General features: G+C 68.0%; 18 protein-coding genes and 1 pseudogene. 9 read left to right on the top strand and 10 right to left on the bottom strand.

Annotated elements, in window-relative coordinates; translation table 11 throughout:
- Positions 1–169: 169 nt before the first annotated feature.
- From GXP74_RS36040 to GXP74_RS36025, 4 genes are all read left to right on the top strand, one after another.
- A complete protein-coding gene (locus GXP74_RS36040; protein WP_182455415.1) occupies positions 170–1,165 on the top strand; it encodes a DUF6192 family protein in 996 nt (331 codons plus the stop codon).
- A 191-nt stretch (positions 1,166–1,356) separates the two neighbouring features.
- Positions 1,357–1,587, top strand: coding sequence for a hypothetical protein (locus GXP74_RS36035; RefSeq protein WP_182455414.1), 231 nt, complete (start codon positions 1,357–1,359; stop codon positions 1,585–1,587).
- A gap of 137 nt (positions 1,588–1,724) precedes the next feature.
- The gene (locus tag GXP74_RS36030) at positions 1,725–1,937 is read left to right on the top strand and encodes a hypothetical protein (protein ID WP_192045218.1); all 213 of its coding nucleotides are present in this window, start codon (positions 1,725–1,727) and stop codon (positions 1,935–1,937) included.
- A 53-nt stretch (positions 1,938–1,990) separates the two neighbouring features.
- Positions 1,991–2,218 carry a hypothetical protein gene (locus GXP74_RS36025; protein WP_182455413.1) on the top strand — a complete coding sequence of 76 codons (228 nt, stop codon included), beginning with the start codon at positions 1,991–1,993 and terminating at the stop codon, positions 2,216–2,218.
- A gap of 24 nt (positions 2,219–2,242) precedes the next feature.
- Here GXP74_RS36025 and GXP74_RS41250 read toward each other — a convergent pair.
- The 3 genes and pseudogenes from GXP74_RS41250 to GXP74_RS36015 form a co-directional block, all read right to left on the bottom strand.
- A pseudogene (locus tag GXP74_RS41250) lies at positions 2,243–2,614 on the bottom strand (hypothetical protein); the annotation flags it as partial.
- A complete protein-coding gene (locus GXP74_RS36020; RefSeq protein WP_182455412.1) occupies positions 2,569–2,856 on the bottom strand; it encodes a hypothetical protein in 288 nt (95 codons plus the stop codon). The pseudogene GXP74_RS41250 and the gene GXP74_RS36020, both read right to left, overlap by 46 nt.
- A gap of 48 nt (positions 2,857–2,904) precedes the next feature.
- Entirely contained in the window at positions 2,905–3,285 is a 381-nt protein-coding gene (locus tag GXP74_RS36015; protein WP_182455411.1) for a hypothetical protein, read from the bottom strand.
- Between the two features lie 492 nt (positions 3,286–3,777).
- Here GXP74_RS36015 and GXP74_RS36010 point away from each other — a divergent pair, with 492 nt between their 5' ends.
- From GXP74_RS36010 to istB, 3 genes are all read left to right on the top strand, one after another.
- Positions 3,778–4,041 (top strand): hypothetical protein, encoded by a 264-nt coding sequence (locus GXP74_RS36010; protein WP_182455410.1) that lies wholly within the window; start codon positions 3,778–3,780, stop codon positions 4,039–4,041.
- An 83-nt stretch (positions 4,042–4,124) separates the two neighbouring features.
- Positions 4,125–5,540, top strand: coding sequence for an IS21 family transposase (gene istA / locus GXP74_RS36005; RefSeq protein WP_182449779.1), 1,416 nt, complete (start codon positions 4,125–4,127; stop codon positions 5,538–5,540).
- Positions 5,537–6,307 (top strand): IS21-like element helper ATPase IstB, encoded by a 771-nt coding sequence (gene istB, locus GXP74_RS36000; protein WP_182449778.1) that lies wholly within the window; start codon positions 5,537–5,539, stop codon positions 6,305–6,307. Before istA ends, istB begins: the two co-directional genes overlap by 4 nt.
- Positions 6,308–6,366: 59 nt before the next feature.
- On the opposite strand, the gene GXP74_RS35995 is transcribed toward istB, so the two are convergent.
- The 5 genes from GXP74_RS35995 to GXP74_RS35975 all read right to left on the bottom strand — a co-directional run bounded on the left by GXP74_RS35995 (position 6,367) and on the right by GXP74_RS35975 (position 10,011).
- On the bottom strand, positions 6,367–6,528 hold the full coding sequence (locus GXP74_RS35995) for a hypothetical protein (RefSeq protein ID WP_182449777.1): 162 nt from the start codon (positions 6,526–6,528) through the stop codon (positions 6,367–6,369).
- Between the two features lie 34 nt (positions 6,529–6,562).
- Positions 6,563–6,811: a hypothetical protein gene (locus tag GXP74_RS35990; RefSeq protein ID WP_182449776.1), complete on the bottom strand. Its 249-nt coding sequence runs from the start codon at positions 6,809–6,811 to the stop codon at positions 6,563–6,565.
- A gap of 96 nt (positions 6,812–6,907) precedes the next feature.
- The gene (locus tag GXP74_RS35985; RefSeq protein ID WP_182455409.1) at positions 6,908–8,056 is read right to left on the bottom strand and encodes a hypothetical protein; all 1,149 of its coding nucleotides are present in this window, start codon (positions 8,054–8,056) and stop codon (positions 6,908–6,910) included.
- A gap of 310 nt (positions 8,057–8,366) precedes the next feature.
- The gene (locus tag GXP74_RS35980) at positions 8,367–9,260 is read right to left on the bottom strand and encodes a hypothetical protein (RefSeq protein WP_182455408.1); all 894 of its coding nucleotides are present in this window, start codon (positions 9,258–9,260) and stop codon (positions 8,367–8,369) included.
- A gap of 142 nt (positions 9,261–9,402) precedes the next feature.
- The gene (locus GXP74_RS35975) at positions 9,403–10,011 is read right to left on the bottom strand and encodes a hypothetical protein (RefSeq protein WP_182455407.1); all 609 of its coding nucleotides are present in this window, start codon (positions 10,009–10,011) and stop codon (positions 9,403–9,405) included.
- A 210-nt stretch (positions 10,012–10,221) separates the two neighbouring features.
- Between GXP74_RS35975 and GXP74_RS35970 the strand changes: the two genes are divergently transcribed.
- On the top strand, positions 10,222–10,431 hold the full coding sequence (locus tag GXP74_RS35970; protein ID WP_225448740.1) for a helix-turn-helix transcriptional regulator: 210 nt from the start codon (positions 10,222–10,224) through the stop codon (positions 10,429–10,431).
- A gap of 178 nt (positions 10,432–10,609) precedes the next feature.
- Here GXP74_RS35970 and GXP74_RS35965 read toward each other — a convergent pair whose 3' ends face one another.
- On the bottom strand, positions 10,610–11,113 hold the full coding sequence (locus tag GXP74_RS35965) for a hypothetical protein (RefSeq protein WP_182455405.1): 504 nt from the start codon (positions 11,111–11,113) through the stop codon (positions 10,610–10,612).
- A 411-nt stretch (positions 11,114–11,524) separates the two neighbouring features.
- On the opposite strand from GXP74_RS35965, the gene GXP74_RS35960 reads away from it, so the two are divergent.
- A complete protein-coding gene (locus GXP74_RS35960; protein ID WP_182455404.1) occupies positions 11,525–12,046 on the top strand; it encodes a hypothetical protein in 522 nt (173 codons plus the stop codon).
- A gap of 977 nt (positions 12,047–13,023) precedes the next feature.
- Here GXP74_RS35960 and GXP74_RS35955 read toward each other — a convergent pair.
- Complete coding sequence (locus GXP74_RS35955) at positions 13,024–13,410, bottom strand: hypothetical protein (RefSeq protein ID WP_182455403.1); 387 nt, start codon at positions 13,408–13,410, stop codon at positions 13,024–13,026.
- Positions 13,411–13,415: the final 5 nt, after the last annotated feature.

Raw genomic sequence — 13,415 nt, 5'->3', positions numbered from 1 at the left:
GAATTCGTGCGGGATGAGCCCATCAGGCAACTGATTTCGCGCAGTGGGAGTCATTTGTGGTCATTCATTGCGATCTTAGGACTTATGGGCCGACTCTCGTCATGAAAGCGGACCCCGTCCTGCCACGGACACAAGCGCCTTGCCCCGGACCGCAGTTGGTGGTGACACCATGACCCAAGAGACTGACACGGTCGGCAGCGTCAGCCAGTCCCGATACGACCAGATCGTCGCCGAACTGCGCGACGTCGTGGAACAGCAGACCCAGGGCGCGTTCACGATCGGAGACCGTGCCCTGGAGATCGAGCCGCTCAGGCCCCGCAGCGGCCCCGTGGACGCGGAGTGGACGGTCAGGCAGTCCATGCTCCGGCTTGCCGCTGACATCGGGTTGAAGCTCAGCACGGTGTCCAACAACAGGTGGACCGCATCGCGCTGGCCGAAAGATCGCCGACAGGCAGGTGTCTCGTTCACGATCCACCGCATCCTGGGGGCGATCGAGAACGAAGTAGAGCGGTTCGCCGTGATCAAGACACCGCCTGCGGGTAGGACGCGGTGGTCATCTGACGACGCCAGACGCCAGGTGGGGTGGACGGTCGACAGCCCCGAGAGTACGCAGGAGAAGATCACCGCGATCCATCACTTGGCCCACGATGAGGAGGTCGCCGCGAAAGTGACCACCGACTTCCTCCAGCGTCCGCAGGTCACGGCCAAAGTCTCCCCGGAGAACAAGGCCCGGGTGGTCGAGGAGTTCACCCGCGACGAGGCAGTCGCCACCACCGCGGCGACCAACCTCCTGCGGCGGCCGGACATCGCGTTCAAGGCAATGGGCGATGACACCGCCCGCTTCCATGTCAACCACGCCCAGGTCGAGCGCAGCCGCCAGGCCCGCGAGAACTTCGAGCGCACCAGCCCCGTCGCCCCGGCCGTGCGGAACATCGACCGCACCGTGGAGTTCCTGGACTTGGTCACCGCCTGCCACACCTTCGTCGCCGCGGCCGGTCGCGCCGTCCCCGGCCTGCGCGACCGCACCCTGGGCCAGGACGAACGCACTATCGTGCACGAGAACATCGCCCGGGTCCGCGCGACCCTCGACTGGATCGAGACCGCCGTCGACACCGGCAAGACCGACATGGACGAGGAACTGGCCCGCCTCCTGAAGGGCGAGTAGCCGTGCCAAAGCGACCCTCCGCGACAGCGGAGCGTCACGCCGACCTGGTCCGCACCCGGCTCCTGGAAGTCGCGCCCGCTGGTCTGACCCTGCTCGTACTCGCTGCGGACTGCGGACTCAGCCGCTGGCAGACCCGTCGCGCACTGCACACACTCCGAGACCTATGCGCGGAAGGAGAATGGCCACCCCTGTTGTGGACACGCGAAAGCGGCTACCACTTCTGCGCGAGCGAAGCCGAACTTGAGGCATGGGAACTGGCCTGGGTCAGCAGGGAGCTCACCAAGTTTCGCCGGATGCTCACCGGAACCCTCGGCCCCCACCTCCAACTCTTCCCCAAGAGCGCCTGGGCCGAATACCTCACCGCCCAGTTCCGAGCCATCGAGTCCAACCTGGAGATGGCCGCCGGATACGGATCCCCCTGAACCGCCGGTCTCGGAACCCGAGGTGGCATGATCGGGCCATGAGTCACTACTCATGGCCCGCCGACGGCTCCGGAACCGGAGTCCGAGCCCAGGCGGCTTGGGCCGCGACCTGCCAGGCACTGCCCCTCGGAACCCCGGTGGCAGGCGAGGTCATCGGCCGCCAGCCCTTCGGTGTCTTCCTCGCCATCGACGGCGTCCCTGACGCGATCGGCCTGGCCGAGATCATCACGATGCCCAGCGAAGCAGTGCTGCCACATATCGGAGAGCACGTTCGCGGCGAGGTCATCGGCCATGCGGACCATAACTGCCAGGTGAGGATCAAGCTCGACGGATGCAAGGCTGAGGTGTGATGCCCAAGTCCAAGCCGCACTGGCGGGACAGGGTCGGCCGACCGAACACAGTCGTGCTGTTCAGAACCCCGCTCACATGGCGCTTCGCCGTCTACTGCGACGACCCCGGCGGCATCCTGGACGGCGCATTGCCCGACGAGCCGGCCAGCAGCGCGCCCGAGTCCGCTCAGGCCACCATGTGCCAGTGGGTCCAGGAGACCTTTCAGCATCCCGTCGCGATCGACTGGACTCCCGGCGACCAACCGGACTGGTGGACCGGAAGCATCAGCACGGTCGCCTGACCGGGCCCGACCGCCACACCCGCATCAACGGACGCTGTCCGCCCACGCCTCCAGAGCGGCGAAATCCTGCGGGCCGAGCCCAAAGCGAGGGTCGACCCGGTGCAGCAGCGCAGGGCCACGGTGATGGGCCGCCACCCAATCCCGGTCGGCACGAGTGATCTCGTCATCGACCCAGGCGAAGGCACGGCCACCCGCCCAGGCAACAATCGGCCGGGTCTTCCAATGACGCCCGGCCCGGACGTCCCCCTCTTCATCTTCCGAGGGCTTCGACCAGGGAACGAGGGGAACCGGTGGCAGGCCGAGCCGGGGTGCGACGCATTCGTTCGCGTCCTCGCCCCACGTCGCCCGGCTCAGTTGCGGCGCCCAGACTTGATCCGGCAGCAGGTAGACCAGTCGCCAGAGGGGAGCACCTGCTCGCCGCTCGCCCGCACGACGACGAGTTTGCTCTCCTCGAAGCTGATCCGATCACCAGCGGCAAGGAAGAGCGGGCGCGCCAACTCGAAGGCATAGCCATCATCGGTCTCAAGCTCGTTCGCCAGCACCAACCGCAATATCGGCGTGGCCCCGTCGGCGATCAGGCGCATGGCGAGATGCTCCCACATCACGACGGCCATACGGCGGCCGAACCGGAAGTCCATCAAGCCCGATGCCACACAGTGCTGACAGACCGCCGAGGAATCGAGGAGTCAGCCGCTCTCACAGGCCCGGAACCGATCAAGCAGAGCACGGGCAGCTGGGCTGTCCGCATCAAAACCCTGGATCCCCCGCAGGCCGGACGGGACACCCAACCCTAGGAGAAGCGCGCCGTGGCATCGGAAGCAGAAAGCGATCTCAAACAGCAGGTTGGCGGCACCGTGCGCCCGGATGCCGTAGGCCGGAGCGAAACAACGGTGCAGTTCACCTGCTGGTACCTCAGCGATCAGACTCAGGACCTGCCGGCTGTGCTCCTCGTCCCAGATCGCCAGATCCTCGCCGACTACAGCTCCCGTGGCGTACACAGCGGTCGGTGCAGCGATGCGGACCACTTCGATCAGGCTGGTCAGTGACGCGACATCGGGCAGCAGCATCCCTACAGGATCACTGAGGCAACTCGATTCGGGAAGCGATCATCGCGACGACGGGAAGCGATCTTCAGATGTTGTCTGGCCTGCCAGGTCAGCACCACTCGTCAACAGCCCACCAACCAGCTGTTCTCGACTTCGGTCGGGAATGGTTGACGAGATCCCGTCCGATCCAAGTGATCGGGCGGGATTTCGTGGTTTCGGGGTCTGCTGGTGGCTGCTGCCGGGGTGTTGGCGGTGCTGGTGGGCCTGTTCCCGCTGCTCAGCGGTGTGGTCTGGGGGTGGTTCGGGGTGCCGAGGGCGTGCTGCTGCCGCCGCCAGGCTGGGGATCTTCGGCGGTGCGGGGCTGGGCTGTCGGGTTGTTCGGCTGACCGATCGTTAGCCGTCCGGTGGAGGTCGTCCGGTTTCGGCCGGGACCGTTGGCGGTGTGCTGCTGGGCGGTTTCTCGTCGGGGGTGGTCTCGAATGGCTCGCTGGTGCTGGCGCTGTAGTGCCAGTCGTGGAGGATCTGCAGGTTGAGGGTGCAGATCATGAGGGCGACCAGGATGGTCTGGGCGGCGCGTCCGTGGGCGAGGCGTTGTTTCGGCTCGGCGAGGTCGATCCGGTAGCCCTTCGCTTTGCCGTTGATGCCCTCGTTGTTGGCTCGGATGGGTTTGAACGCGTCGTGCCATTCGGGGCTGAGGTAGTGCCGGTCCTGCCGGAACTTGTCGAGTTTCCCCAGGTGTCGGCGTACGAGCGAACATGCGCCACCTCGTACGGGTGATTGTGCTCCAGAAGTGATGCGGTGGCGGGGTGGTGTCCGCGAGTCTGCTGTTGTCCGTTCGGGTGGCAGAGGGGCGGCTGGCCGTGGTCTTGGACCCACATCGCTGGTTGGAGTTGAGGCGATTTCGCGCCCTGTACGAGTCGGGCGCGATGAGCCAGCGGCAGATCGCGAAGGAGACCGGGCTCAATCGCCGCACGGTCGCCAAGTACTTGTCGGGTGAGGTCCCGGCCGCGCCACCGCAACGGGAGTCCGGCGCCTTGCCCAGGCAACGGGCGGTGGATGAGGTCGCTCCGCTGATCGACGCGATGCTGCGGTCCGAGATCCTGCTCAAGGGAGCGGTGATCCACGAGCGACTGGCCCAGGAGTACGGGTTCGCCATCAACTACCAACGGGTCAAGATCTACTTGCAGGAGGCCCGGCCCCGGATCGCCGGGGAGCTCGGTATCAACCCCGGCGAGCTGGCGGGCCTGCACCGCCGGTTCGAGGTCGTGCCGGGCGCCCAGGCCCAGGTCGACTGGGGCGACGAGGGACGGATCCTGGCCCACGTCGGCATCCCGAAGGTCTACTCATTCCACATGACGCTGTCGTACTCACGGGACCCCTTCTGCTGCTTCACCACCAGCCAGGACCTGGCGACGTTCTTCGACTGCCACCGCCAGGCGTTCGCGCACTTCGGCGGAGTGCCGATGAGCATCGTCTACGACCGCACCAAGACCGTGGTCCGCCGACACGTCGCCCCGGGCGAAGCTGTCCCGCTCCACCCGGAGGCGGTGGCGTTCGCCGGGCACTACGACTTCGACATCGACGTGCTCGCCGCCTACCGCCCCCAGGGCAAGGGCCGGGTCGAGCGGCAGGTGGCCATCGTGCGCGACCACGTCCTGGCCGGCCGGGCGTTCTCCTCGACCGAGGAACTCGACGCCGCGTTCACCGCGTGGGTGCCGGTCCGGCGCGCGCGGGTGCACGGTACCCACGGCGAGGTCATCGGCCTGCGCGCGATCCGCGACCACGTGGCCTTGCGGCCGCTGCCCCGCGCACCCTATGTGGTCGCGCAGCGGCACCTGCGGCATGTCGGCAAGGATTGCCTGGTCGCCTTCGACGCCAACCTCTACTCGGTGCCCGCCCGCAAGGTCCGCCCGCGCCAACTGGTCGAGGTCCGGGTCACGAAGTTCCAGGTCATACTCCATTCCACTGTCCCCGACACCACTGGCGGCACCCTGCTGGCCGTGCACTCCAGGGCGGTGGGACGTGGTGCCCGCATCGTCGACGAGCGCCACTGGGACGGCCTGCCCACCGGGGAGGGCCGCCGCACCACGACCGGTGACGACCCCCGGCCCCGCCGCGGCCTCGCCCTGCGCGAGGAGGACGGTCCGCTGCGGGCACTGCTCAGTCGGGCCGCCGCTGCCCGCGTCGAGGTGGGCCGGCGACCGCTGTCCGTCTACGACGAGCTGACCGGCACCCGCCCGTTCACCACCCACCCGAGCGCAGAGGAACCCTGTTGAGCGAACTGGTCAGCAACCGCATCCGCACCATGGCCGGCAAGCTCGGCCTGCCCCACCTCGTGGAGAGCCTGAACGAGTACGCCAAGCGGGCGGACGAGGCGAAGATGGGCTACGTCGACTTCCTCGACCTGGTCCTGTCCGAGGAACTCGCGGTCCGCGACGACCGGCGGTTCCGCCAGGGACTGCGGCTGTCGAAGCTGCCGCACCACAAGACGATGGACGACTACGACTTCTCGTTCCAGCCCGAGCTCGACCCGCGCAAGGTCAAGGACCTGGCGACCCTCTCCTTCGTCGAGGCCAAGGCCAACGCCGCTCTGCTGGGCCCGCCCGGGGTCGGCAAGACCCACATTGCCGTTGCCCTCGCGGTCGCCGCCTGCCGGGCCGGCTACTCGATCTACTTCACCAGCCTCGACGACATGGTCCGCCACCTCAAGACCGCCGAGGCCACCGGCCAGCTGACCAGCAAGCTCCGCACCTACCTGCGGCCCAGCGTCCTCGTGGTCGATGAAGTGGGCTACCAGCCCCTGGAACGAGCCGAGGCGAACCTGGTCTTCCAGGTGATCTCCAAGCGCTACGAAAAGGGCTCGATCATCCTGACCTCGAACAAGACCTTCAGTGAGTGGGGACAGGTGTTCGGTGACGAGGTTCTGGCCACGGCCATCCTCGACCGGCTCCTGCACCACTGCGAAGTCATCGCGATCAACGGCAACAGCTACCGCCTCAAGAACCGCCTCCAAGCTATCGAGCGGGAGGCCGATGTCGCCTGAGCGGTTGATCAGTCTTCAAATTTCGGTTGCTGCCGGAGCCGTCGAACAGCTGCGGGCTGTCACTGGAGCGCAGAGGCCGCGTCGTCGCTCTGAGCCTGGTAGACGGTCACAGTCGTGGCCACAGCGTCGACTTCGATCGGTCCGGTGATCCTCAACCAGACCAGTTCGGGCAGGCCCTCGGAGCGATCGAGTCGGCCGAGCGCCTCGGTGGGCCAGGGCAACGGCAACTTCGGTAGGTGGATCAGGGAGATCCCGTCAATAAAGATGGGGGCCAGTTCGGGTTCCCCACGGGTGAACCGAGTAGAGATTGGACAGCGAGACCACCACATCGGGCTTCCACGGCCCCTTGCGCAGCCACACGTCCAGCGTGTTCTCCTTGCGGTCCTCGTTGGACTCGTCCAACGAGATGCGCTCGATGAAGTAGCTGATGCAGGACTCCAACGTGCACGCCGCATTCGTGCATCGGTTCTTGAAGGCGTCGGGTGCCCCATGTTCGTCGACCACGGCACGAGACTACGGTGAGCGGAACGGGCCATGAAAGCGACTTCGCTGACACGGGTCGGTGGCGCACACAACTCCGTACGCACTGGAGCACTCAGATCAGTACGCGGACACCAGGTCACCTGGCCGGATGGTGATCGTCGGTTGGCGGCAGATCCTCGGCAGCTCGTCCGGGGGTGGTGGATGCAGGCGTTCGGTGGTGGGGATCTGGGTGGCGGGTTTCGCGGCGGGGTGGGCGGCGACGGCTCGGGGGTCGGTGAGGTCGATTGTGCCCGGTGCGGGTCGGCTGGGTGGATGGAGCCGGTTGAAGCGTGGACAGGTGATCGAGGGGGAGGGTCCGGCGGCGGGGCATTGCAGCCGGATCGTGCCGGTGGGGTCCGCGTGCTGCTTGACCTTGAGGTGGAAGGGTCGGCGGGCGGCGATCTGGGCCTGCAGGTCGGTGTCCGTGTCGATGGCGTGGATCTGCTGGTCGTCCAGGTTGGTGGTGGTGGCGGTCGCGGCGCGGTGGGGTGTGAGCGGGCAGGCGAGGGAGCCGTCGATCAGCAGGGCGCCGTGGTGGGTGCCCTGGATGCCGCGGTGTTCCTGCTTGTAGTCCAGAGCGAGCTGGTAGCCGAGTCGGCGGACGTGGGTCTGGAAGTGCTCAGTGGTCTGGTCGGTGTAGGCGCGGTCGGCAGCCAGGATCCCGCTGGGCAGGTCGAGTTCGGCCAGGCGGGTGAGGGTGTGGACGGCGTTGGGGCCGGGGCGTTTGCCGCCGGTGTCGAGCACGGCTCCGAGCGCGAGTTGCGGGTGTCGGCTGACCCGTTTCCCGCTGCTGCGACGGCTGGCGGCGACGGTCAGGGTGAGGCAGTGGCCGAAGGCGCCCTCGGTGGCGACGGCGCTGAAATGCCAGCCCCCGGTCGTCTCGACCGAGCCGAGTTGCCGGAGGTCGCTGGGCGGGTGGTGCCAGGCCGGGACGCCGGTCATGTCGACGCCGACGTCGCCGGGCCAGCCTTTGAGCCAGCCGTGGTCGAGGGTGTGGCGGACCGGGGCGAGCACGAACGCGTCGCTGACCTGCTGCAGCACGGTGCGTCGGCGCAGGTGCTCGGGATCGGTGTCCTCCCAGGCCGCGGCATGCGCGGAGGCCTGGTCCAGGGGCAGGCGTCGGCGGCGGTCGACGCGTTCGGGGTCCAGCGCGGTGGTGATCCGGTCGTAGGCCCGGTAGACCCGTTTGCAGAACGCGATCCGCGCGTGCGGATCGGTGCGGTCCACGTCCGCGGCGCCGAGCCAGTGCTTCGCGGTGTCGCTGACCTCGTCGAGCAGGACCCGGCATCGGCCAGCCTGGCTGTGTCGTGGTAGTGCAGGGCCAGCGGCAGACCGGTCAGCACGACGTGGACCGGCAGGCCCGGCGGTCCCGGACGCCCGTCCAGCTCGTCGTCGATCAGCTTCAGGGCCCCGCAGGTGCGGACCAGGTCGGCGAGTTGGCCGACCTTCGAGTCCGGGATCAGCGCGGGTGCGTCGGTGGCGGGCCTGGGACGGCAGGCCCGGATCTTCTCGTGGTCGCGCCAGGCGCGCGGGAGGGTCACGGGGCCTGCCCGCGCAGGATCCGCAGCGTCTGTTCATCGGTGAGCGGGGGCACGAAGTGCTGGTAGCGGGCCAGGGACGCGGCCGAGGCGAGTCCGGCGGCGGTCGCGATGACGTCATGGCAGATCCGCGCGCGCATCAGCTCCACGATCCACGACGCCCGCAGCCGCCCCGTCGACAGCGCGGGCAGGCCAGTGGGGGCGGGGTGGCGCTTCGGCCAGGAGCCGATCAGGTTCTTCGCGTAGTCGGTGGTGCGACCGGGCCGGAACAAGAACCCCGACCCGGCCCGCTCCGCGAGCTCGGCCAGGACCTCCTTCCAGGCCGGGCGGGCGGCGACCAGTCGGCCCAGGGCGGTGTGGACCAGCGGATGCCCGGGGCCGTGGCGGTGCAGGTCGCTGCCCCGGGTGGCCGCGACCTCCTTCGGCATCAGCCCGAGCCCGGCTCCAAGGCCCATCAGTGCGAGCGCGTCGGCGCGCTGATGCGGGGGCAGATAGCCGGCCCAGTGCCGGAGTCCGGCGAGCTCGTCCGCCTCGTAGGGCTGGTGCGGCCGGGCCGGTGCGCTGAGCTTGGGCGGGACCGGTTCGCCTCTATCGGACCAGGTCAGGGCGTGGCGGACGCGGCGGAGCCAGGTCCGGTAGGTCCGCAGGGTTGCCGGGGCGTGCCGGTCGGCCAGGGAGAGCACGAACGCGTCGATGACCTCCCCGCGCAGCCACGCGTCCGGGTCCGGCGGCAGCCCGACCTCGTTCGCCCACAGGGCGAGGCGGCCGGTGACGTGCAGGAGCCGTTCGACGTCGTATGGGACCTGGGTGACGGTGGCCGCGACCACCGCCCGGACGGTCGGGGCGAGGGCCGCCCAGGCCGGGGCGGGGTCACGGGGGACCGTGACCGGCACTGCACCAAACGGACGCTTCCCGCCCGAATCGACCCCAGCCGACGCCGGTCCGTGGACGAACCCGCCCGGACCCCCGATCGGCCGCCCCTCCATCCGCGCCCCGGTCGCAGAGCCTCTGGCCGCCGCCGCGCGTCAGCACCCTTTATGCGTCCGGGAACCAGGCATGCCGCTTCTCCGGGGTCGAAGAGGCCAGCAGCCTGCGCAGCGGCCCGGCACCGGTCAGTGCGCCGTGGACGACCCCTGTCATGCCGTCGTCGTGGCGGGACCAGGCCGCCGCGCCACGGCCGCCGCGGTTCCAGACATAGACCGGCCAGGCATCGGGATCAGGGCCGTCCATGTGCCAGAAGCAGGCATCCGAGTTCGGGTTCCGGGCCCAGGCCAGCAGGCCGTCCGGCTCCGGGTGGAACGAGAACGGGAAACTCTCGGGCCGGTCCTCCCGCATCTCCCGCATGGCCCGCCCGACCTCGTGCTCGGTGAATCCGGTCATCGCCTCGAACCCGTTCGCGGCACCGCACCAGGCCCCGCTCATGAGCGGCGTGAAGACGCGCAACTCGTCCCCGACACGCCCCGCCCCGTACCGATCCACGAACGCGCGGTAATCGGACGGAACCTGGAAGCCGGCCAACAACGGCGCGGCACTCCAGTCCACCCGCGGCACCTGGTCCGGCGGCGGCATCAACCGCTGGATCCTGTCCAGGTAATCACCCACCACCTGCACCCCTTCGCGCACCTCACCCTCTCCGGTGACCATAGCTGTCTCCTGCACAGCCCCACCACGCCCCCGCCCCGCCTGCACCCGCACACCCCGCAGGACAGCGGCGAGCGCGCCGGGAAACGATCACCACACGAATGGGAAGCGATCATCGACCCGACCGTGAAGCCTCTGCTCAGCCCTTCTCGTCAACACCCCACCAACGACCCCTCCTGACCAGCGGAAACGCGGTTAGAGGCCGTCCGGCACATCGCCCGCACCCTTGCCCAGGCCCTGGACGAGCGGGGGATGAGCCTGCGGGCGGTGGCCGACGGCTCCGGGGGCAATCGGCAGGCCATCGCGGACCTGCTCGCCGGACTGTCCTGGCCCGACGTCGCCACCGTCGCCCGGCTGGCCGCCTTCATCGGTGCCGGGCTGTGGCCGCTGCAGAGCGGGACTGATCGTAGTGGGAAGCATTGAGCCTCGATTTGCATCTGAAATCGCCAACAGGCGATCGGGCGCGGTGATTTCGCGGCTCCGCGCTTCGAGCGCAATGCACGACCATTGCGCTCGAAGCGCGTGAGCCACCGCTGAACGGGATCTCACGCATCCGGCGCCGTCGAGTTGAACCCTCGACGGTGCCGCCGCGCCTTGCTCCTCAGGCCACCCCCTCTCCCTCTGCGTTTTCCGAGCGAGGGCGCGGGGCGGCGGGCGCGATCGCAAACCACGCGGGCGACACCTCGACGACCAGGCCCTCCTTCGCCAGCTTCTTCAACCGGCCGCGCGCGGTCTCCACTCGGTCGGCCTGCTCGCCGATCGCGTCCCCGATGTCCTGTACCTCCATCGCCCGGTTCGCCCCAGCCAGTAGGACCAGGACGCTCTCCCTGGCCACTTCGAGATCCAACGGTCCCGGCGAAGCGGGCGGCTCAGTCTCGGACGCGATGACCGGCTCCGGGAGCCGGGCCAAAGACACCGGCCCGCCGACGACGCGCACGCGTCCCCGGCCCTGCGGCGACGCCAGCGTCTCCCGGGTGATCGCCAGATGTGCGAGCCGCTCCTCCAAGGAGGCGACCTTCTCCCGCAACGAGGCCAACTCACCACGTGCCACGGCCTCTTGTTCGTCCAGACGCTCGGACAACGGCGTCGTCATCATCTGTCTCACGCCCGCAGGATTCACCAGCCAGCTTCGGTCCGGCCCTTCCGGCCCGAAGGCTCACGCCACCGTAGGAGCACGCCGAGCATGATCACAGATGGTGACTGCCAATGACCCCAATCGACCGCAACAGCCCGCCTAGCGGTCACATTGCGTGCTGGGCAAGCGCAGCGATCACCCCATTTCATGCAGATGTAGTCATTTGCGGTGATTCATTGCTATCTTAAGATTTGTGGGCCGACTGTCGTATTGGAAGCGTGCTCCGTCCTGTCGCGGACACAAGTTCCTTGCCCTGGGCTGCAGTTGGTGGTGACATACCATGACCGAAGAGACCGGCAAGGGTCACGATCCTCGGCGTCGACCTCGAACAACGTCGGATCTCCCTAGCCGCAGCACGCTGCAGTTGAGTGGGGACACCACATGGACCAGCCGATTCTCAACCTCAGCTCCTTGAGTGTCGAAGCACTTGAGGCCCGTATGGCCGGGCTTCAGCGAGGGCAAGAACTGGAGCGTATCCGCGTGGTTGCGCAGTCACATGTCTACCGATCCACGGAGCCGCGCCATGCCCGTGTCCGCTGGGCCAAGCTGTCCCTGGCAGCGAACCGGCGATTCCACGGCGACGATCCGTGGGACCAAGTACGCATGCGCTGCCAGGAATTCATGCTCCGCACCTGGGTCATCGAACATCTCGGCGCGGATGACGACCCGGACTGGAACCCCGAAGCCCTGGCCAACGACACCCTCGCGGCGCTCTGGCTGGAACCCCACCAGGCGGAGTCGAACTCTGCAGGCTGGCGCGACCTCCCTATCGAGCGGATCGGTGCCCTGCGGCGTCTCAAAAACCTCACCGGGCACATCGACCGGCTGATGCCCAGACTGGAACCCGGTTCGCTCAAAGACCAACTCACAACCTGGGCATCCGCGCGCCAGCACCTGCCCTGAACCCGAACCGCCCAGTATTCGCAGACGTCCACCGAGAGATAACCGTGGCGAGAGGCTGAGAGTTTTGATGCAATAACTGCTGTGACGGCTCCCTGGCAGTTCCACCGCCCAGAGTTCCAGCGACTCTCGGGCCTTCCCGGGCCAGCCGCACCCGTGGTCAGCTTGCTGTCCACTTGGGACGTGGGCGAATGGGGCCTCGCCATCGAGGATCTCGCTGACAACCTCTCCGACCGTCACACGCCACTGCTGCGGGCGGACCGGGCAGCCATCCTGGAACTTGCCACTGCGTTCGGTGTGTTGCCCAATGCTGTCTCCGCGCTTCGCTGGTGTCCTGACCTGGAATCGGAAGACGAATGGTGGCGGGATATCGAGGACTCGCCCCGGCCATCGCGGCCGATTTGGACCGGGAGATCGCACCGGGACACGCCCGGCACGGCATCTCTCTGACATTCTGGCTGGAGTGCGGGGCCTGTGATGACGTACTCCCCCGCCTCGACGACGAGAACGCCCGGACCGGAAAGGTCCGCTACCGGGTCGCCGTCGTCCACCCGGTCTGGTCCCGGAACTCCGAGACCCCGCCCTGGCCCTTTACTGTCGTCTTCGAGCAGGTACTCGATGCCTTGGACCGGCTGGAAACCTGCTTTGGCAGTTTGCCAGGACACGGACACACCCGGTGACGATCGGGCTCGACGGGCGATGGGTCGGGACATGATGGCCGAACCCAGGCAGGATTGGCGCGACAGACTCGGCCGACCCAACACGGTCGTGCTGTTCAGAACCCCGCCCGCGTGGCGTTTTGCGGTCTACTTCCCCGAGCCCGGCGGCGTCCTCGACGGCGCACTGAACTCATGAGTAGAACAGCAGCCCACCCGACTTCGCGCAGGCGGCCATGCACCAGTGGGTCGAGGAAGCCTTCCAGCGGTTCGCCACCATCGTTTGGACAACCGGCGATCAACCCGACCAGTGGACCGGAGCCATCAGCGCGGCAACGGGAACTCCTGATCGATAAGCCGCAGTGCCTCCAGCCGCTGCCGCTCGAACTGGGGAAGAACGGGCCGGACAAGAGCGAGATGCCCCTCCGGGGACAACTCCCGCAGATCCGGATGCTGCCTGGCGTACTCCAGGCTGATGGACTTCTGCACGGAAGCACAGAAGACATAGGCCGACCCCAGGGCCTGGGACCCGAACACCGTCCGGCCGTCCTCGACCGTCGCCACGGGCCCGCACACACCCTCGACTATCCGCGCGAGCACCGCGACCACCCCGGCGGGATCATCCGTAGTATCCCAGCGGGCAGCCGCAAGCGCCGCACGCATGCGTTCCGCGTGAGCCTGGGCGGACACCTGACCCGGTTCGACCGTCATACCCG

The sequence above is a fragment of the Streptacidiphilus sp. P02-A3a genome (genome assembly GCF_014084105.1).
Classification (GTDB): domain Bacteria; phylum Actinomycetota; class Actinomycetes; order Streptomycetales; family Streptomycetaceae; genus Streptacidiphilus.
The sequence above is the reverse complement of the archived record's forward strand: the minus strand, read 5'-3'. Positions and strand labels throughout refer to the sequence as shown.